16 protein-coding genes and 1 pseudogene are annotated in these 18148 nt (G+C 71.7%); 8 read left to right on the top strand and 9 right to left on the bottom strand.

Going from position 1 to position 18148, the window contains the following annotated elements; translation table 11 throughout:
• The first annotated feature begins 25 nt into the window (after positions 1-25).
• The gene (locus tag ACWD4J_RS26420) at positions 26-526 is read left to right on the top strand and encodes a rhodanese-like domain-containing protein (protein WP_451397903.1); all 501 of its coding nucleotides are present in this window, start codon (positions 26-28) and stop codon (positions 524-526) included.
• A gap of 79 nt (positions 527-605) precedes the next feature.
• On the opposite strand, the gene ACWD4J_RS26425 is transcribed toward ACWD4J_RS26420, so the two are convergent.
• The gene (locus tag ACWD4J_RS26425; RefSeq protein WP_451397904.1) at positions 606-2306 is read right to left on the bottom strand and encodes a DUF885 domain-containing protein; all 1701 of its coding nucleotides are present in this window, start codon (positions 2304-2306) and stop codon (positions 606-608) included.
• Positions 2307-2406: 100 nt separating this feature from the next.
• Here ACWD4J_RS26425 and ACWD4J_RS26430 point away from each other — a divergent pair.
• Positions 2407-2859, top strand: a pseudogene (locus ACWD4J_RS26430) (PLP-dependent transferase); the annotation flags it as partial.
• A 91-nt stretch (positions 2860-2950) separates the two neighbouring features.
• Here the strand turns inward: ACWD4J_RS26430 and ACWD4J_RS26435 are convergent.
• From ACWD4J_RS26435 to ACWD4J_RS26445, 3 genes are all read right to left on the bottom strand, one after another.
• Positions 2951-4417, bottom strand: a complete 1467-nt coding sequence (locus tag ACWD4J_RS26435) for a GNAT family N-acetyltransferase (protein WP_451397905.1) — start codon at positions 4415-4417, stop codon at positions 2951-2953.
• A 289-nt stretch (positions 4418-4706) separates the two neighbouring features.
• A complete protein-coding gene (locus ACWD4J_RS26440) occupies positions 4707-6302 on the bottom strand; it encodes an alkaline phosphatase D family protein (protein WP_451397906.1) in 1596 nt (531 codons plus the stop codon).
• A 227-nt stretch (positions 6303-6529) separates the two neighbouring features.
• On the bottom strand, positions 6530-7360 hold the full coding sequence (locus tag ACWD4J_RS26445) for an alpha/beta fold hydrolase (RefSeq protein WP_451397907.1): 831 nt from the start codon (positions 7358-7360) through the stop codon (positions 6530-6532).
• A gap of 251 nt (positions 7361-7611) precedes the next feature.
• On the opposite strand from ACWD4J_RS26445, the gene sigJ reads away from it, so the two are divergent.
• Complete coding sequence (sigJ, locus tag ACWD4J_RS26450; RefSeq protein WP_451397908.1) at positions 7612-8496, top strand: RNA polymerase sigma factor SigJ; 885 nt, start codon at positions 7612-7614, stop codon at positions 8494-8496.
• A 358-nt stretch (positions 8497-8854) separates the two neighbouring features.
• Positions 8855-9616 (top strand): GntR family transcriptional regulator, encoded by a 762-nt coding sequence (locus ACWD4J_RS26455; RefSeq protein ID WP_451397909.1) that lies wholly within the window; start codon positions 8855-8857, stop codon positions 9614-9616.
• A 108-nt stretch (positions 9617-9724) separates the two neighbouring features.
• On the opposite strand, the gene ACWD4J_RS26460 is transcribed toward ACWD4J_RS26455, so the two are convergent.
• The 3 genes from ACWD4J_RS26460 to ACWD4J_RS26470 form a co-directional block, all read right to left on the bottom strand.
• Positions 9725-10882, bottom strand: a complete 1158-nt coding sequence (locus tag ACWD4J_RS26460; protein ID WP_451397910.1) for an ROK family transcriptional regulator — start codon at positions 10880-10882, stop codon at positions 9725-9727.
• 126 nt (positions 10883-11008) lie between these two features.
• The gene (locus ACWD4J_RS26465) at positions 11009-11671 is read right to left on the bottom strand and encodes a response regulator (protein WP_451397911.1); all 663 of its coding nucleotides are present in this window, start codon (positions 11669-11671) and stop codon (positions 11009-11011) included.
• Between the two features lie 14 nt (positions 11672-11685).
• Positions 11686-12909: a sensor histidine kinase gene (locus ACWD4J_RS26470; RefSeq protein ID WP_451397965.1), complete on the bottom strand. Its 1224-nt coding sequence runs from the start codon at positions 12907-12909 to the stop codon at positions 11686-11688.
• Between the two features lie 117 nt (positions 12910-13026).
• Here ACWD4J_RS26470 and ACWD4J_RS26475 point away from each other — a divergent pair, with 117 nt between their 5' ends.
• The 4 genes from ACWD4J_RS26475 to ACWD4J_RS26490 all read left to right on the top strand — a co-directional run bounded on the left by ACWD4J_RS26475 (position 13027) and on the right by ACWD4J_RS26490 (position 16116).
• Positions 13027-13959: an ABC transporter ATP-binding protein gene (locus tag ACWD4J_RS26475; RefSeq protein WP_451397912.1), complete on the top strand. Its 933-nt coding sequence runs from the start codon at positions 13027-13029 to the stop codon at positions 13957-13959.
• A gap of 4 nt (positions 13960-13963) precedes the next feature.
• Positions 13964-14701: an ABC transporter permease gene (locus tag ACWD4J_RS26480; protein WP_451397913.1), complete on the top strand. Its 738-nt coding sequence runs from the start codon at positions 13964-13966 to the stop codon at positions 14699-14701.
• A gap of 75 nt (positions 14702-14776) precedes the next feature.
• A complete protein-coding gene (locus ACWD4J_RS26485; protein ID WP_451397914.1) occupies positions 14777-15217 on the top strand; it encodes a hypothetical protein in 441 nt (146 codons plus the stop codon).
• A gap of 89 nt (positions 15218-15306) precedes the next feature.
• Positions 15307-16116 (top strand): SAM-dependent methyltransferase, encoded by an 810-nt coding sequence (locus ACWD4J_RS26490; RefSeq protein WP_451397915.1) that lies wholly within the window; start codon positions 15307-15309, stop codon positions 16114-16116.
• Here ACWD4J_RS26490 and mug read toward each other — a convergent pair.
• Complete coding sequence (mug, locus tag ACWD4J_RS26495; protein WP_451397916.1) at positions 16086-16685, bottom strand: G/U mismatch-specific DNA glycosylase; 600 nt, start codon at positions 16683-16685, stop codon at positions 16086-16088. The two genes, ACWD4J_RS26490 and mug, sit on opposite strands and share 31 nt — an antisense overlap.
• A gap of 17 nt (positions 16686-16702) precedes the next feature.
• Positions 16703-18142 carry an adenylosuccinate lyase gene (gene purB, locus ACWD4J_RS26500; protein ID WP_451397917.1) on the bottom strand — a complete coding sequence of 480 codons (1440 nt, stop codon included), beginning with the start codon at positions 18140-18142 and terminating at the stop codon, positions 16703-16705.
• Positions 18143-18148: the final 6 nt, after the last annotated feature.

Consider the following 18148-nt stretch of genomic DNA (forward strand, 5'->3'; position numbering starts at 1 on the left):
GAACCCAGACCTTTCGGAGACCGATATGACCGCGACCCGCCCCACCTCCGGCGTAGGCATCGCCGCCAACCCCGTTCTGCGGGTGCCCCCGGCGTCGCCCGCCGCTGCCGCCGCGTACTTCGGCGCGAGCCTCGCCTTCCATGCCGACGTGTCCGACGTGGCCGACGCGCTCTCCGGAGACGGCGACCCCGGCTTCGTCGTCGTCGACTCCCGGTCCACCGAGGCCTGGGACCAGGGCCATGTGCCCGGCGCGGTCCACCTGCCGACCGCACTCGTACCGCAGCAGGCCGAGCAGCTGCTCGACAGGTCCGTGCCCGTCGTCACCTACTGCTGGGGCCCCGGCTGCAACGGCGCGACGCGCGCCGCACTGGCCCTCGCCGAACTCGGCTTCCAGGTCAAGGAGATGCTCGGCGGCTTCGAGTACTGGGTCCGAGAGGGCTTCGCCTACGAGACCTGGCAGGGCCCCGCCCAGCGCCCCGCCGACCCGCTGACGGCGCCGGTGGAGGGGGACGACTGCGGGTGCTGAGGGGCGGGCCCGTACACGCGGAGACCCGGGCGCGTCCGTCTGACGGAAGCGCCCGGGTCTCCGCAAGGCACGGTTCGGCTCAGAGGTTCGACAGCTCGTCCACGAGGTCGTCGAGCCCCAGGGAACCCTGTGACAGGGCCGCCATGTGCCATGCCTTCGCGTCGAAGGCGTCGCCGTGCCGCTCGCGCGCGTTCTCGCGGCCGAGCAGCCAGGCGCGCTCGCCGAGTTTGTAGCCGATGGCCTGGCCCGGGATGGACAGGTACCGGGTCAGTTCGCTCTCGACGAAGTCCGCGGGACGGCTGCTGTGCGCGGCGAAGAACTCCTGCGCGAGCTCCGGGGTCCACCGCTCACCGGGGTGGAACGGCGAGTCCGCCGGAATCTCCAGCTCCAGGTGCATGCCGATGTCGACGATGACGCGCGCGGCGCGCATCATCTGCGCGTCGAGGTAGCCGAGCCGCCGCTCCGCGTCGGTGAGGAAGCCGAGCTCGTCCATGAGCCGCTCCGCGTACAGCGCCCAGCCCTCGACGTTGGCGCTCACGCCGCCGACGCTCGCCTGGTAGCGGGACAGGTCCTCGCGGACGTGCGTCCACTGCGCCAGCTGGAGGTGGTGGCCCGGGACGCCCTCGTGGTACCAGGTCGACACCAGGTCGTAGACCGGGAAGCGCGTCTGCCCCATGGTCGGCAGCCAGGTGCAGCCGGGGCGCGAGAAGTCCTCCGACGGGGGTGTGTAGTAGGGAGCCGCGGCGCTTCCCGGCGGGGCGATACGGGACTCGACCCTCCGCACCCGCTCGGCGAGGTCGAAGTGCGTGCCGTCCAGCGTCTCGATCGCCTCGTCCATGAGGCCCTGGAGCCACCGCTGCACCTCGTCGACGCCCTCGATGTGCGTGCCGTGCTCGTCGAGATGGGCCAGCGCCACCCAGGGCGTGGCCGCGCCGGGCAGGATCTTCTCGGCCTCGGCCTTCATCTCGCCGAGGAGCCGGTGGTACTCGGACCAGCCGTACGCGTACGCCTCGTCGAGGTCGAGGTCCGTGCCGTTGTAGTAGCGGGACCAGCGGGCGTACCGCTCCCGGCCCACCGTGTTCTGCGCGCCCTCGATCGTCGGCGCGTACACGTCGCGCATCCAGTCGCGCAGGGCGGCGACGGCCGCGGTGGCCTTGCCGGCGGCCTCGTCCAGCTCCGCGCGAAGAGCCTCGGGCCCTGCGGAGGCGAAGTCCTCGAACCAGCCGCGACCGGAGCCGGTGTCCGCCCATTCGGACAGCTGCTCGACGAAGGTCGCGGTGGGGCGCGGACCCGCGTACAACTTCCGTTCCAGACCGAGGGAGAGCGACTCGCGGTAGCCCTCCAGGGCGGCCGGTACGGCACGCAGCCGCTCGGCGATAGCGGCCCAGTCCTCCTCCGTCTGCGCGGGCGTCACGGTGAACACCGTGCGTACCGAATGCGCGGGCGAGGAAAGGTTGCTGACGGCACGCAGCCCCTCGTCGGCATCGTGCACGGCCAGCTCGGCGGTGAGCCGCTCGCGCAGCAGCTTCCCGCAGCGGCGCTCGATGCCGCTGTCGGCACCGGGCCGGCGCTCCGCCTCGTCGAGCCGGGCGAGGGTGCGCCGGGCGAGCTCCGCGAGCGCCTCCTGGCCCGCGGGGGAGTAGTCGGGCAGCTTGCTGGAACTCTCCTTCACACCGAGATACGTACCGGTCACCGGGTCGAGGGCGATGAGCTCGTCGACGTACGCGTCGGCGACCTCACGGGGCAGCGGGCTCTGGCTCTGGCTCGTGGTCTGTGACATACGGCCATCCTCGTACGGGGCACCGGGGCACGTCATGGGGATTCGGGCCGCGTCATGGGGAATCGGGCGGCACGGCGGTTCGGGGTCACGCGGGTTGCGGAGGCAGCTGGGAGGGCACGCGACGTACTGGGCGGAGTCGTGGCCTGCGACGAGGAGTTCGCACGCCGCCTGCGACAGGTTCGGTTCGCCACCGTCGGCGTACTGCATCCGATGGCCGGCTGTCTGCTGCTGAGGGGGCTCGCGACCCTGCCAGTACGCGTGCGTGCGGCATCGGCGACGGCGGCGGAACTGGCGCGCAGGCTGGCCGCCGACCCACGCGTCGCCCGGGTCCGCTACCCGCGCCTCGGCAGTTCCAAACCCCTGCTGTCAGCCTCGGCTGCGTCGACACGCTCATCCAGCACCCGGCGTCCATCAGCCATGGATCGTGGCCGCCGACGACCGCCGGACGTGCGGCGCTGGCGACCGGCTGCTGCGCCCTTCGGTGGGCCTTGAGGACGTCGACGACCTGTGGCGCGATCTGGATCGTGCGCTGGGCACGGGCCGAGGTGCGTGAACGGCTGGGCGGGGCGGCCTGGTTCTGGCCGCCCCGCCCAGCCGTTCCAGTGGTGGGTCGTAGTGTCAGCGCCTCGCGAGCGCCGGTCGCGTCAGTAACGCCGGTCCCGTGCGAACTGGGGGTCCAGGCCGATGCCGTTCGCGTGGTCGTACGGCAGCCGCGAACGCACCGGTGTCGCGTCGAGGCGGGCCGTGATCACCAGCGTGCCCTCCTCGATCTGGTAGTCGAGGGGCAGGCCGAGGCCGCGCATGGCGGCGACCATCCCCGTGTTGGAGGCCTGCGTGACCGCGTAGACGCTCTCGGCGCCCGCCTCGACGGCCATGGTGACCAGGCGGCCGAGGAGTTCACTGCCGATGCCGCGGTGCTGCCACTCGTCCTCGACGAGCAGCGCGACCTCCGTCTCGTCGCCGTCCCACAGCAGATGGCCGAGGGCGACGATGCGGCCGGTGTCCGTCTGCACGGCGAGGGTGCGGCCGAAGCGGGGGCTGAGCAGGTGGCTGAGATAGCGGTCGGCGTCGCCCACAGGGCCGTGGTACCGCATGTTCAGGGTGCGCCTGGAGCACCGCTCGTGCATGGCCTTCGCGGCGTCCAGGTCCGCGGTGTCGGCCCTGCGTACCGTTATGGCGCTGCCCTGCGTCAGCCTCAGCACATCCTTGCTGCGCGGCACGCGCGGGCCGAGCCGGGTGTCCAGTTCGACGAGGGCACGGGCGCGCGCGAACTCGGTCGGGGTGAAGGGCAGATACGGCCGCTCGACGGTGATCACGCCGCCTTCGGGTGCGCGCAGCCGCATCACCGTGTCCTCGAGCGCGCCCTCGACGGGAGCGGCGCTCTCGCCCGTGCCGTCGTCGGCCGAGGCGGCGGGCAGTGAGCGGATCGTGCACCTGCCGAGCAACTGGCGCAGCGCGAGTGGCAGTTCTGCGCCGTCCAGAGCGGTACGCGTGGCCAGGCTGAGGACGCGCGTCGGGGCGTCCACCAGGTCGTGGGCGTCGGCCCGTTCGATCCAGATGTCGGTGCCGCCCGCCTGGGAGATCGCGCGGGTGACCTCGCCGGCGGCCAGTTCGGAGGGGGCACGCAGCAGGAACTCGTCGACGGTGCCCTGCGCCAGCGGGTGCGTCTGCAGGCTCAGGATGTCGACCCGGTGGTGTGCGAGCGCGGTGCACAGGGCGGCCAGCGAACCGGGCTCGTCCCGGACGGTGGTCCGCATCCGCCACAGCGTCGTCGTGTCGGCGGACGGTGCCGCGGGAGCGGCCGGTCCGGTCGCGTCAGCCGCTCCGGCTGCTGAAGGCCCGGCCTGCTCGGCGGAGAGCGGCCGGGCGCCGGTATCGCCTGTCGGGGGAGCGTGGCCGTGGCGGCGTGACCACCATGTGTGGAACGCCGCCGTGGCGATCAGCGCCGCGGCCGAGACCACCAGCAGGGCGGGGCCGTCAGGTCCGTGCCCGATCAGGTTCGCCACGCCGTCGGCCACCGCGACGGCGGTGAACAGCGCCGCCAGTTCGACTATGTCCCGCCGCCAGTGGTGGACGGGACGGCCGTGCTTGGCACGGGTTACGTCAGACATCTCTCGCTTCATGCATCCACTGTGAAGGAGAGGTGTTGCGTGATCACGAACGGATTGTGACCGAGGGGTAAAGCGCGAACTGTCCCTTTTGCAGTGTTTTCACAGTCGATGGCGTTTGCGATAAAGCCGCAGGCCAGGACAGTGCGGGGCAGCTCGGGCATGGCATGGCGCAGTCAGCGGGGACGCGGGACCTGTCAGCCGGATGGAGCAGTGGCGGCGGGCGCCCTGAGCGGACGTCCCGCCGCACATGCCGGTTCAGACGATCGCGAACCTCGTCGCCGCCGACCGGCTACTGGCCCACCCGCCCCGGCTGCAGCACCTGCGTGAACAGCACGGTGCCGTCCTGTTCGCGGAGCCGCACCGTCAGCTCGCCACTGTCGCCGTCGATGTCGACCTCGCCGAAGAACTGGTAGCCGCCGGCGGGCGAGACGTTGGACGCGGTCGGCGCCTTCACGAACACCCGCTCGGGACCGAAGGTGTTGTCGAGGGCGCTCGCGGGGAAGGCCCCGGCGTTCAGCGGGCCCGAGACGAACTCCCAGAACGGCTCGAAGTCGGTGAACGCGGCCCGCGAGGGCTGGTAGTGCTGGGCCGAGGTGTGGTGCACGTCGGCCGTCAGCCACAGCGTGCCCGTGATCCTGCTGTGCTTGATGAACCGCAGCAGCTCCGCGATCTGCAGCTCCCGCCCGAGCGGCGCGCCGGGGTCGCCCTGCGCCACGGCCTCGAAGTTGGGCTTGCTCTCCATCGGGTCCGGTACGACCAGGCCGAGCGGCATGTCCGCGGCGATCACCTTCCACACCGCGCGCGACCGTGACAGGTCCCGCTTCAGCCACTCCAGCTGCTCGGCGCCCAGGATGCCCTGCGGATCGACGGTCTGGTTGTCGGGCGAGTTGGCGTTGCGGTACGTGCGCATGTCGAGGACGAACACGTCCAGCAGGGGACCGTGCCGCATGACCCGGTACACCCGGCCGTCTGTGTCGCCCGGCTGCAGCGTCGAGATCGGGAAGTACTCGCTGAAGGCGCGGCGGGCCCGGGCGGCGAGCACGTCGATGCTCTTCTCGGTGTAGCGGGTGTCGGTGGAGGCGATCACCTCGCCCGGGTACCAGTTGTTGCGCACCTCGTGGTCGTCCCACTGGATGATCGACGGCACCTGGGCGTTGAACCGCTTGAGGTTCTCGTCCAGCAGGTTGTAGCGGAAGTTGCCGCGGTACTCGGCGAGGGTCTCGGCGACCTTGGACTTCTCCTCGGTGGTGATGTTCCGCCAGGTGCTGCCGTCGGGCAGGGCCTGGGTCGCCGAGATCGGCCCGTCGGCGTAGATGTTGTCGCCGCTGCAGAGGAAGAAGTCCGGGTCGAGCTTCGCCATCGCATCGTAGATCGTGTAGCCGCCGAAGTCGGGGTTGATGCCCCAGCCCTGACCCGCCAGGTCGCCGGACCACAGGAACTTCACCCCGCGTCGGCGCCCGGCGGGAACCGTGCGGAAGGTGCCGGTGACCGGCTCGCTGGTGCGGCGGTAGTCCTCGGGGTCCGCCAGCGTCACGCGGTAGTGGATCTGCTCGCCGGGCGGCAGGCCGCGCAGCGGAGTCGTACCCGTGAAGTCCGTGTCCGGGCCGAGGAGCGGGCCCTGCCATCTGCGCGGGTTGCGGAAGGACTCGGTGGCGGCGGTCTCCACGATCATCCGGGCCGGCTGATCGGAGCGCACCCACACCAGACCCGAGGAGCTGGTCACATCGCCCGCCTGAACTCCCCAGGCGGCACTCGGCCGGCCCGACAGCGCCTGGGCGGGGGCCGCGGCCGCCAGTGCGCCCGCGCCGGGCAGGGCCAGCGCGGCGGACGCGGCGAGGGAGCCGCGCAGCACGGAGCGCCGGCCGGGGTACGGGTTGTGGGACATGGATGGCCTCCAGTGACGGTTCTGACCAAGGTGCGATGCCACAACTACTCGTGCGCCGCAGCGCACACGCAAACCCCAAGTGAACAACCGGCCGTGGACACGGCGGAACACGGCGCGCGGCGATCGGCGCGCGCCACTGCGTAAACGCCGGACGGGCTGGGAAACCCAGCCCGTCCGGGGACACTCCCCGGGTCGGCTGGGGGAGTTCGACGCCGAACCCGAAGGGTTCAGCTGCTGGTGTCGAGGACGACCCGGGCGACGAGCGCCGGGTCGTCGTTCATCGGGACGTGTCCGCACCCGGGCAGCCGCACCAGCCGCGCACCGGGGATGACGCGCTTGGCGCGGACCCCCTGGCGGTGCAGCAGCAGGCGGTCGCGCGTGCCCCAGGCGACAGTGACCGGGAGCCCCGGAACGTCGTCCTTGAAGATCACCTGCCGGCCCGCGGTGAGCGTCTGGGCGAACCCGGTCGCATTGCGCAGCGCCAGTGTCTCGGCGACCACGGCCTCGGCCGAACGGCGGCCCGGGTGCGCGTAGATGGTGCTGGTCAGCGCGGCACGCCCGGCCGCCGTGCGTGAGAGCCGCTCGATCAGCGGCACCGGCAGCAGCCGCGCCCCCTGCCGCATCGCGTGCAGCGTGCTGAAGGCGTACCGGCGCTCGGCCTCGGTCCAGAACCCGGCGGGGGCCAGGGCCGTGACGGACCGTACGAGCTTCTCGCGGCCCAGTTCGAGGGCGAGGAGCCCGCCCAGCGAGTTCCCCGCGACATGCGGGCGCTCGATCTCCAGCGCCGCACAGAGCGAGCCGAGTGCGGGAACGACGGTGGCGAGGTCGTAGGTCAGGCCGTCGGGCAGCGCGGGGGACTCGCCGAAGCCGGGCAGGTCGACCGCGATGACGTCGCGCTCGGTCGCCAGGATGTCGATCACCGGGTCCCACGCCTGGCGGTGGTGGCCGATGCCGTGCAGGAGGAGGAGCGGTTCGCCCGCACCCACCCGCGTGTAGGCGAGGGACACCGTCCGGGGGCCGTGCGGGGATTCGACCGGGAAGGAGACCGTTTCGGCCATGCTGCTGACTCCTCGTCTGGTGACGCACCCGGATCGCGTGAGCCCAGGCTCAGTTGGCCCGTCGGCACCACTCGAAGGATCGGGTGTGTAGACAGCTTGTCAGCAAAGGCTACTGGCGGGTAGTCCTCAGTGCGAGGATTCGTGGCCGGGGTCACAGAACAGAAGGCGTTCCCGGCCCGTCGTCCGTCCGTCCGGTCGCGGAGCCCGATTTCCCCTGGACAAGGACCGAACCGCTCCGCTGGGATGGGGGTGTGGCCACCGACACCGCGACAGATGCCTTCGAAGAACACCGGCCCGTGCTGATGGGAGTCGCCTACCGCATGCTCGGCCGCGTGGCCGACGCGGAGGACGTCGTCCAGGAGGCATGGCTGCGCTGGTCGTCCGGCGACCGGGCGGACGTGCGGGAGCCGCGCGGCTATCTGGTGCGGATCACCACGCGCCTGGCCCTCGACCGGCTCCGCCAGGTGCAGTCGCGGCGCGAGACCTACGTAGGGCCCTGGCTGCCCGAGCCGCTGGTCACGGACTTCGGCCGCACCGTTTCCGACACCGAGGAACAGGCCGTACTCGCCGATTCCGTCTCGTTCGCCGTCCTGGTCGTCCTGGAGTCGCTGTCGCCCCTGGAGCGAGCGGTGTTCGTGCTGCGGGAGGCCTTCGGATTCCCGTTCGCCGAGATCGCCGCCACGCTCGACCGCAGCGAGCCCGCGGTGCGCCAGTTGGCGGCGCGGGCGCGCAAGCACGTCGACGCGCGCAGGTCGCGCTTTGCGGTGGACCCCGCCGAGCGGCGCGACGTGACCGAGAGGTTCCTGGCCGCGGCGGCGGGTGGCGACATCGAGGGGCTGATGTCCCTGCTGGCCCCCGATGTGCAGCTGGTCAGCGACAGCGGAGGCAAGTCCAAGGCGCCGCTGCGCGTCATCGAGTCGGCCGACAAGGTGGGCCGCTTCCTCGTCGCGGTGGGCCGCGAGGGGGTCCCGGCGCTGGAGGTCCGCCTCCTGGAGCTCAACGGCGGCCTGGCGGCGCTCGTCCTCTCGGGCGGCAAGCCCGACACGGTCTTCCAGCTGGAGGTCGCCGACGGGCGGATCCAGCGCATCTATTTGGTACGCAACCCGGACAAACTGGTATCTCTCGGCTCGCGCTGATCGGTCCATCGCCAACTCGTACTGATCAGCCCGCCATCGACTCGTACTGATCGGTCCACCACGCCTCACAGGCCTCTTCCGGGGCCGTCGTGCGGGGCGCCCGCCACGTGCTGCCTGGTCGCCGGCACCCCCCTGGCGAGCGCCAATGACCCGCCCGCGCCCCGTCGTCACGCGCGCGTGCCGATCACGAACAGTCCGTGAACACTCGCGTGGAGCCGGCGTGCCCCCGCTGCACCGGATCGAGGATTGGTCTTGACCAAGGGTGGGGCCGGCCTTATGGTCGCAGGGATAGTGCAGGAACCTTTAATAAACAAGGCGCTGAAACGCCGCCGGGGACACGGCGATTGCGGAGGACAGGGTGGGGACCACTCAGCTGGAAACGGTGCCGGAGCCGAAGTACTGGCACCTCAAGACCGTGCTCAGTGAGGCACTCGACGCCGAGTTCTCGGTCGGCGAGATCCTCCCCAACGAGCGCGATCTGGCCGCCCGCTTCGGAGTGGCCCGGGCCACGCTCCGGCAGGCACTCGAGCAGCTCGAGCTCGAAGGACGCCTGCAGCGCCGCCGTGGGGTCGGTACCACCGTCGCGCCGCCGCGTATGGGCGTGGCCGTGGGGGCCGCCGAGCACGTGTGGCCGGGCGCCGTCGGCGACGCCTGGAAGGCGGCGGACTGCACCCAGTCGGTGCCGCCCGCGGCCGTGGCCCGCGTCCTGGAGACCGGCGCTGACGACACGGTGCACACGGTGCGCCGGATGCGTATGACACACGGCCAGCCGGTCGCCGCCGAACTGCTCTACATCCCCGCCTCCTCGGTGCCCGAACTCTCCGCGATCGAGGCGCCCTCCGGTCCGGCACGCGCGCGTGCCGTCCTGCGCGAGCTGCAGCGCCTCGGGCTCGAAGGCCAGGACAGCGCCGTCGAACTCGGCTCGGCCCGCGCGGACGACGCCAAGGTGCTCGACCGGCTCCCCGGCGCGCCGGTGCTCGTCGTCACGACGCGATTCCTCGCCGAGGGCCGTACGGCCGCGGTCTCCGTGGCCACGTACCGCGCCGACACCTGCCGTCTCACCTTCGGTGACTCCGGCGGCGTCGAGATCCACCACGATGCGGAGCGCCGCGCCTCCTGACCAGCAGCAGAGCGACACCTCAGGCTCCCGCCGTGCCCCTTGCGGACCCGCAAGGGGCACGGCTGTGTCCGCCGCAGACCACGACCTCGCGCGGTCGGCGGCTGCGCCTCACCTGCGCGCCGTGACCGTGCCCTCCACCGCGAACAGCTGCTCCTCGACATGGTCGAGGGCAAGCCGCAACGCGCCTGTCGCCACGGCCGCCTCGCCGAGTATCGACAGGGCGACCCGCGGGGGCCGCAGGCAGTAGCGGGAAAGCTCGCGGCGCAGCGGTTCCAGTACGCCGTCCAGGCCGGCCGCCCAGCCACCGACCACGAGGACTTCGGGGTCGAGCGCCAGCACCAGCGCCGCGACATCGTGCACGAGTCGCTGGATGAAGCGTTCGACGGCCGCCAGGGCCCGCTCGTCGCCACCGCGGGCCTGCGCGAACACCTTCGCGACCGCCTGCTCGTCCAGCGGATGCAGCGGCTCGTCCGTCGTCGACAGGAGCGCTTCCGGGGTGGCCTCACGGCCCAGCAGGTGCAGCGCGCCTATCTCCCCGGCCGCCCCGCCGTACCCGCGGTGCAGCCGCCCGCCGATGAGCGAGCCGGCGCCGGGACTCAGGCCCGCCATCACGAACACGATGTCGTCGGACTCGGCCGCCGCGCCCTTCCAGTGCTCGGCGACGGCGGCCGCGTTGGCGTCGTTCTCCACGAGCACCGGGCATTTGAAGGACCGCCGGAGCCGCTCGCCCAGCTGCAGCCCCGTCCACTCGGGCAGGGCCGTGCCCAGACGTATGGTGCCGTCGGCCTCCACGATGCCGGGCGTGCCCACGCCGACGGCCCGAAGGGAGCTGCGCGCGACGCCGGCCTTGCGCAGCAGGTCGGCGACCGCCGTACGCAACCGCTCGAGCCGTTCGTCGGCCTGCGCGGTCTCGTCGACGTCCTTCGACGCCGTGCCGAGTATCCGGCCTTCCAGATCGGCGAGGACGGCGGCCACCCGGTGCGGCCCGATCTCAAGGCCGAGCAGATGACCGGCCTCTGCCCGGAACCGGAACCGGCGGGCGGGCCGCCCCTGCTTCCTGGTCGCGCCCTCCTCGGCCGCCGTCTCGACCACGAGCCCGGCTTCGACGAGGCCCTCGACGACACCCTCGACGGTCGGCCGGGACAGCCCGGTCACCCTGGTGATCTCGGTGAGCGTCGCAGGATCCGCGGCGCGCAGCGCATGCAGCACCACGGCGGAATTGATCCGCCGCAGCAGAGAGGGATCCCCGCCGGTCAGCAGCCCCAACGTCCGTCCTCCCAGCTCGTGCGCGTGTGGGGCGGATGGTACCCGCCGTATGGAACAGGGGCGAGACGGGAGGGTTGCCCCGGTTGTGCCGTGCAGGGCAGTTCGCTTCGGCGGCCGCCCGCTCGCTCACCCCGGTGAGACGAACCCCGACTCGTACGCCGCGATGACGGCCTGCGTGCGGTCCCGTGCCCCCAGTTTCGCCAGTACGGCGCTGACATGGGACTTGACCGTCTCCGTGCCGATCAGGAGGCGCTCGGCGATCTCCGCGTTGGCCAGTCCGCGTGCCATCAGGCGGAGCACGTCCGCCTCGCGGTCGGTCAGCGCGGCGCGCTCCATCGCAGCGCGCGCCGCCGCGTTGCCGCTGTCCCTGCCGTACTCGGCGGCGAGCCGCCGCACCGCCGCGGGGAACAGCAGCGAGTCGCCCTCCGCGACCAGCCGCACGGCGTGCACGATCTCGGCGGGCCGCGCGCGCTTCAGCAGAAACCCGTCCGCGCCCGCCCGCAGCGCCCCGTACACGTACTCGTCGTTCTCGAACGTGGTCACCACGAGGATCTTCGGCGGCTCCGGCACGGAGCGCAGCACCGCGCGCGTGGCCTCGATCCCGTCCATCAGCGGCATCCGCACGTCCATGGCGACGACGTCCGGCCGCAGCCGGCGCACCAGGGGGATGACGGCGGCCCCGTCGGCGGCCTCACCGACGACCTCGATGTCCGGTTGCGCCTCGAGGACGGCGCGCAGGCCCGCGCGTACGAGCGGTTCGTCGTCGACCAGCAGCACGGTGAGCGGCACGTGGTCAGCCTAGATCAGCCCAGCGGCAGCTCGACGTGCACCTGCCACTCTCCCTCCTGCTGTCCGGCGCGGGCGTGGCCGCCGAGCAGCGCGGCCCGTTCACGCATCCCGCGCAGCCCGCTCCCGCTGCCACCGCCCGTGACCGTACGCACCGATGCGGCGGGCAGTGGATTGTGCATGTCCATCAGAAGACATGTGCGCTCGACGGTGATGCGGATGCGGACCGGAACCGCTCCCGCATGCCGCAGCACATTGGTGAGGGCCTCCTGCAGCATCCGGTAGCCCTCTCGGGACACGGGCCCCGGCACCTGGTCCAGGGGGCCGGTGACCTCGGCGTCGACCTTCGCACCGGAGGCGCGCGCCGAGTCGAACAGGCGGTCAGCTTCGCCGAGTCCAGGCCGGCTGCTGACGGGCTGCTCCGCCTCGCGCAGCACGAGCAGGACACGCTCCAGGTCCTCCAGAGCGGTCCGTCCGGTCTCCTCGATGGCGTCCAGCGCACGCCCGGTGAACTCCGGGTCGGCGGCGGCGCGCGCGGCTCCCGCCTGTACGACGGCGACGGTCAGGGCATGCCCGATGGAGTCGTGCAACTCCCGGGCGATCCTGTTGCGTTCGAGGAGCTGCTCAGTGCGCTCCTCCAGCGCGGCCAGCCGCTCCTTGGGAGACGGCCCGAGCAGGCGGCGGGCGGCCGCGGCCATCATGGGCCCGACCGCGGCCACCACCAGCAGCAGGACCAGCGGGGGTACGGGGACGAGCAGTGCGTAGGACCAGTGGTGTCCGGTGACCGGAATCAGGGGATCCGCGCCGTCGTTGGACCCGGTAGCCGCCCCGACGAGCGCCAGCGAGAGCGCCATGAGCTGGCCGGTCGCAAAGGCGATGGCACAGCCGGCCTCCAGCCGGAGCACCATCCACACGGCGGTCCTGCCGCGGTCGCTCCACGAGGCGGACGGTGCCGCCGAGATGCCGGGGTCCTCGCTGCCGTCCTTCACGCGCGCGTGCGGCCCGGGAAACAGCATCAGCCGGGCCTGCAGCCCCTCGGCCAGCCGCATCGAGGGCACCATGGCCGCCGCCACGAGCAGTGGGACGGGAACGAGGGGAACCAGCGCCCACTCCGCCAACGACAGACCGACGAACCCCGGATAGACCAGGCCGCAGACGAACGCGATGAACGCGCCGACCAGCATGTGCAGCCAGCGGGTGTAGGTGACCGCACGGGTCAGCGGTCGCAGGAAGCGGGGCAGGCGGGGCATGCCGTCATCGTGCCAGGGGACTTCGCGCGACGGCTCCCCCGCGCGGGGGAGGAGGAAGCCACCCGTGGGGGAGGCCCGGCCCCCGCCCGGGCCGCGAGTGTTGATGCCATGACGAGCATCGACATCAACAACCTGACCAAGGAGTACGGAACCACCCGGGCCGTGGACGGGCTCACCTTCACCGTCGAACCGGGCCGGGTCACCGGATTCCTCGGCCCCAACGGCGCCGGCAAGTCCACCACCATGCGTCTCGCCCTCGGCCTCGACCGCCCCACGTCCGGCACGGCCACCATTGGCGGACGGCCCTACGCCGCCATCGAGGAACCGCTGCGCCGGGTGGGCGCACTGCTCGATGCCCAGGCGGCGCACGGCTCCCGCACCGCCCGGAACCATCTGCGCGCCCTCGCCGTCAGCAACCGACTCCCCGCTCGCCGCGTCGACGAGGTCCTGGAGGAGGCCGGACTCGCCTCCGTGGCCGGCCGCCGCATCAAGACCTTCTCGCTCGGCATGCGCCAGCGCCTCGGCATCGCCGCCGCCCTCCTCGGCGATCCGCAGGTGGTCCTGCTGGACGAGCCCTCCAACGGCCTCGACCCCGAAGGCATCATCTGGGTCCGCGAGTTGCTGCGCCGCCTCGCCCGCGAAGGCCGTACGGTGCTCGTCTCGAGCCACCTGATGAACGAGACCGCGACCTTCGCCGACCACCTCGTCGTCCTCGGCCGGGGCAGGCTGCTCGCGGACACTCCGATGCAGGACTTCCTCGACGCACACAGCCACGCGCGCGTGCGGGTGCGTACGATTGATCCGGTACGGCTGCGCGCCACGCTCGTACGCAAGGGATACGAGGTCGCGGAGAGCGACGACGGCCGGTGGATCGTCGACGGCGCCAAGGCCGCAGAGATCGGAGCGCTTGCCGCCCTCGAAGGCATCCCTGTCGTGGAACTCGCCGATGAACAGGCCTCATTGGAGCAGGCCTATCTCGCCCTCACCGCTGACGACACGGAGTTCACGGCCGTGTCCCCGACGACTCCTCAGGAGGTCTGACGCCATGTCGACCACGGCCGTTCTCCACTCGGAATGGATCAAGATCCGGTCGGTGCGCGCCAGTTTCGGCTCGCTCATCGCGATTTTCGCGGTCACCCTCGCCATCACCTTGCTTGTTTACCCCACCGTGGGCCAGGCGGAGGCGGACAACGCGGACGCAGAGCCCCTCTTCGGCGCCTTCTACGCGCTGAACTTCGCCCAGATCGCCGCCATCAGCTTCGGCGCGACCGCGGTCTCGTCCGAGTTCCTGAACGGCGCGCTGCGCATCTCGCTGTCCGCTGTGCCGAACCGAGGCCTGTTCTACGCCGCCAAGACGGCGATCGTGGCCGCCACGGCGCTTGTCGCCGGCCTCCTGACCAGCTTTGCGACGTTCCTCACGGGCCAGGCGTTCATGGGGAAGTACACCATCGGGCTGAGCTACCCGGGGGCTTTGCGCGCCTGCATCGGGGGCGGCATCTATCTCGCGCTCATGGCACTCCTCGCCGCCGGGCTGACCACCCTGCTGCGCAGCGCCGTCGCCGTACTGAGCATTCTCATCCCGTTCATCCTGATCGTCTCGTTCGTGGTCGGTGACGTGGCGAACGGCGTCGCCGAGTATCTGCCGGACCGGGCGGGCCAACAGGTGCTCCACCAGGACCCGGTGGGCAGCCTCGGCCCGTGGAGCGGCCTCGCCGTCACGGCGGTCTGGGCGGCGGCCGCGGTGCTGGCGGGCTGGTGGGCCGTACGCCGGAGGGACGCCTGACGTCGGACCGGCGGCCGAACCGAGCCGGCAGGCCCCGGAAGCCGGTTGTCAGTGCGTGCCGGTTTACTGGACGGCATGAGCACCGCACAGCACCTGGACACCGTCCTCCTGCTGTGCTCCCGGGAGTTCCCGGCCGAGCACGGCAGGTGGGACGGTGGTTTCTGCGGTCCCGGGTACCACACAGCCGAGTTGGCTGTGTTCGACGGACTCCGGGACGGCGACTGCTCCGAGGTGCTCGAGGCGCGGGAGCAGTACGAGGCCGAGTGCGCCGCACTGTCCGAGCGGCTGACGGAGCGCTGGGGACCACCCGAACCGGTCAGCCTGTACAGCCTCCTGCACCGCTCCATGCTCGACGGCGAGGACATACCCGAGCCGTGGCGCATGCTCAGCGCACGCGTGCAGGACGCGCAGCTGTGGCGCACCGACGAGCGCTGGGTCGTGCTCGGCGGCTCGCCATGGGGCGAGGGGTCGCCCTATCAGCTCCTCGCCACCGTGACCGAGGTCGACCCGCCGTGACGTATGCGGTCGCGGAGCAACTCCCGTGCCACCATGGGTTCTTGAAGCAACGAGCAGCCGTGCAGGGTTCGTACGGAGGAGCAGCAAACGTGAGCGACAGCACCGGGCAGGCTCCGGAGGAGCGGATCGCACGTCACATCGCACACAACGCCCGTGTGTGGAACTACTGGCTGAGCGGCAAGGACCACTATCCGGTGGACCAGCAGGTCGGCGACCAGGTGACGTCGATGTACCCCAGCATCGGCGAGGTGGCGCGCGCCGACCGGGCGTTCCTCGGCCGGGTGGTCGGCCTTCTGGCCGGGGAGGCCGAGGTCCGCCAGTTCCTCGACATCGGCACCGGGCTGCCCACCGTGGAGAACACGCACGAGGTGGCCCAGCGCATCGCCCCCGACGCCCGCATCGTCTACGTCGACAACGACCCCATCGTGCTGACGCACGCCCGCGCGCTGCTCACCAGCTCGCCCGAGGGAGCCACCGCCTACGTCGACGCGGACGCGCGCGAACCCGACGCGATCCTGCGGGCCGCAGCCGCGACCCTCGATCTCGACCGGCCCGTCGCCGTCATGATGCTGGGCATCCTGAACTTCGTCCTGGACACCGACGAGGCCCGCGCCATCGTCCGGCGCCTCATGGACGCTGTGCCCTCGGGAAGCTATCTCGCGATCACCCACCCCACCCTGGAGCTGGGCGGCGAGGGCAACGCGGAGGCGATGAAGTTCTGGAACGAGAACGCCACGCCGCCGATCACCGCCCGCAGCAGGGCTGAGGTCGAGAGCTTCCTCGAGGGTCTGGAGATCCTGGAGCCGGGCATCGTCTCGTGCGCTCGCTGGCGCCTGGACGCCGCTGCCGAGGAGACGCCGGTGGTCGCTCAGTTCGGGGTGGTCGCGCGGAAGCCCTGATTTCCCGGGGAAGCGTGGCGGTCGTCGCTCTCGGCGGCGGCGCGCAGCCGGCCGAACTCCTCGGCCATCGTCGCCGCCGTCCAGTGCGCGTTGAGCCCGCTGGGGTTGGGCAGCACCCACACCCGGCTGCCGCCGACCGTCCGCTCCTGCGGTCCGATCCCGGCCCGGCGCTCACCGAACGCCGCGCGATAGGCGGTCACGCCCACCACGGCGAGCCACCGCGGCCGCAGCCGTTCCACCTTGCCGGCCAGGATGCGGCCGCCCTCGCGGTACTCGTCCGCGGTCAGCTCGTCGGCCCGGGCGGTGGCGCGGGCCACCACGTTCGTGATGCCGAGGCCGTATGTGAGCAACTCGTCCTGCTCCGCGGGCATCAGCAGCCGGGGCGTGAACCCCGACAGATGCAGCACCGGCCAGAAACGGTTGCCCGGGCGGGCGAAGTGATGGCCGGTCGCGGCCGTCATCAGGCCGGGGTTGATGCCGCAGAAGAGGACGCGGAGGCCGTCCGCGACCACATCGGGCACGATGCGGTCACGGGCGGCCTCGAGGTCGGCGGCGGTGAGCCGCGGCATCCCCTTGGTCGTCCGCGTCAGAGGATCGCGCCCGGCGCGTAGCCGGCCGCCTCCGGACGCTCCTTCACGATCTCCTCGATCCGCGCGACCACAGTCGCCACCTGGTCGGCCGCGGCGCCGGTGAAGGACAGCTTGTCGGCCATCAGCGCGTCGAGCTGCGCCCGGTCCAGCGGGATGCGCTCGTCCGCGGCGAGCTTGTCCAGAAGTTCGTTGCGCTCGGCGCCCTGCTCACGCATCGCGAGCGCCGAGGCCACCGCGTTCTCCTTGATGGCCTCGTGCGCGAGCTCGCGGCCCACGCCCGCGCGCACCGCGCCCATCAGCACCTTCGTCGTGGCGAGGAAGGGCAGATAGCGGTCCAGCTCACGTGAGACGACCGCCGGGAACGCGCCGAACTCGTCGAGCACCGTCAGGAACGTCTCCAGGAGACCGTCGAGCGCGAAGAACGCGTCCGGCAGGGCGACCCGGCGTACCACCGAGCAGGAGACGTCGCCCTCGTTCCACTGGTCGCCCGCGAGCTCGCCGGTCATCGAGGCGTAGCCGCGGAGGATCACCATGAGGCCGTTGACGCGCTCGCACGAACGAGTGTTCATCTTGTGCGGCATCGCCGACGAGCCGACCTGGCCCGGCTTGAAGCCCTCGGTCACCAGCTCGTGGCCGGCCATCAGCCGGATGGTCTTGGCGAGCGAGGAGGGAGCGGCCGCCAGCTGCACCAGCGCCGTGACGACCTCGTAGTCGAGGGAGCGCGGGTAGACCTGGCCGACCGAGGTGAAGGCCTGCGAGAAGCCGAGGTGCTGCGCGATGCGCTGCTCCAGGTCCGCGAGCTTCCCGGCGTCGCCGCCCAGCAGGTCGAGCATGTCCTGGGCGGTGCCCACCGGGCCCTTGATGCCGCGCAGCGGGTAGCGGGTCAGCAGCTCCTCGACGCGGCCGTACGCCACCAGCAGCTCGTCGGCGGCCGTCGCGAAGCGCTTGCCGAGGGTGGTCGCCTGCGCGGCGACGTTGTGCGAGCGGCCGGCCATGACCAGCTCGCCGTACTCGCCGGCGAGCTTGCCGAGCCGCGCGAGGACGGAGACCGTGCGGTCGCGCATGAGCTCAAGGGAGAGCCGGATCTGCAGCTGCTCGACGTTCTCCGTCAGGTCGCGCGAGGTCATGCCCTTGTGGACGTGCTCGTGTCCCGCGAGGGCGTTGAACTCCTCGATCCGCGCCTTGACGTCGTGCCGCGTGACCTTCTCACGCTCCGCGATCGAGCCGAGGTCGACCTGGTCGACGACCAGCTCGTAGTCGGCGATCACGCCGTCCGGCACCTCGATCCCGAGGTCCTTCTGCGCACGCAGCACGGCGAGCCAGAGCTGACGCTCCAGCTTCACCTTCTGCTCGGGGGACCACAGAGTGGCGAGCTCGGCCGAGGCATAGCGGCCGGCGAGGACGTTCGGGATGCGGGGCTTGGCAGACGCAGTCACGTGGAC

It is taken from the genome of Streptomyces sp. NPDC002577 (genome assembly GCF_053594815.1).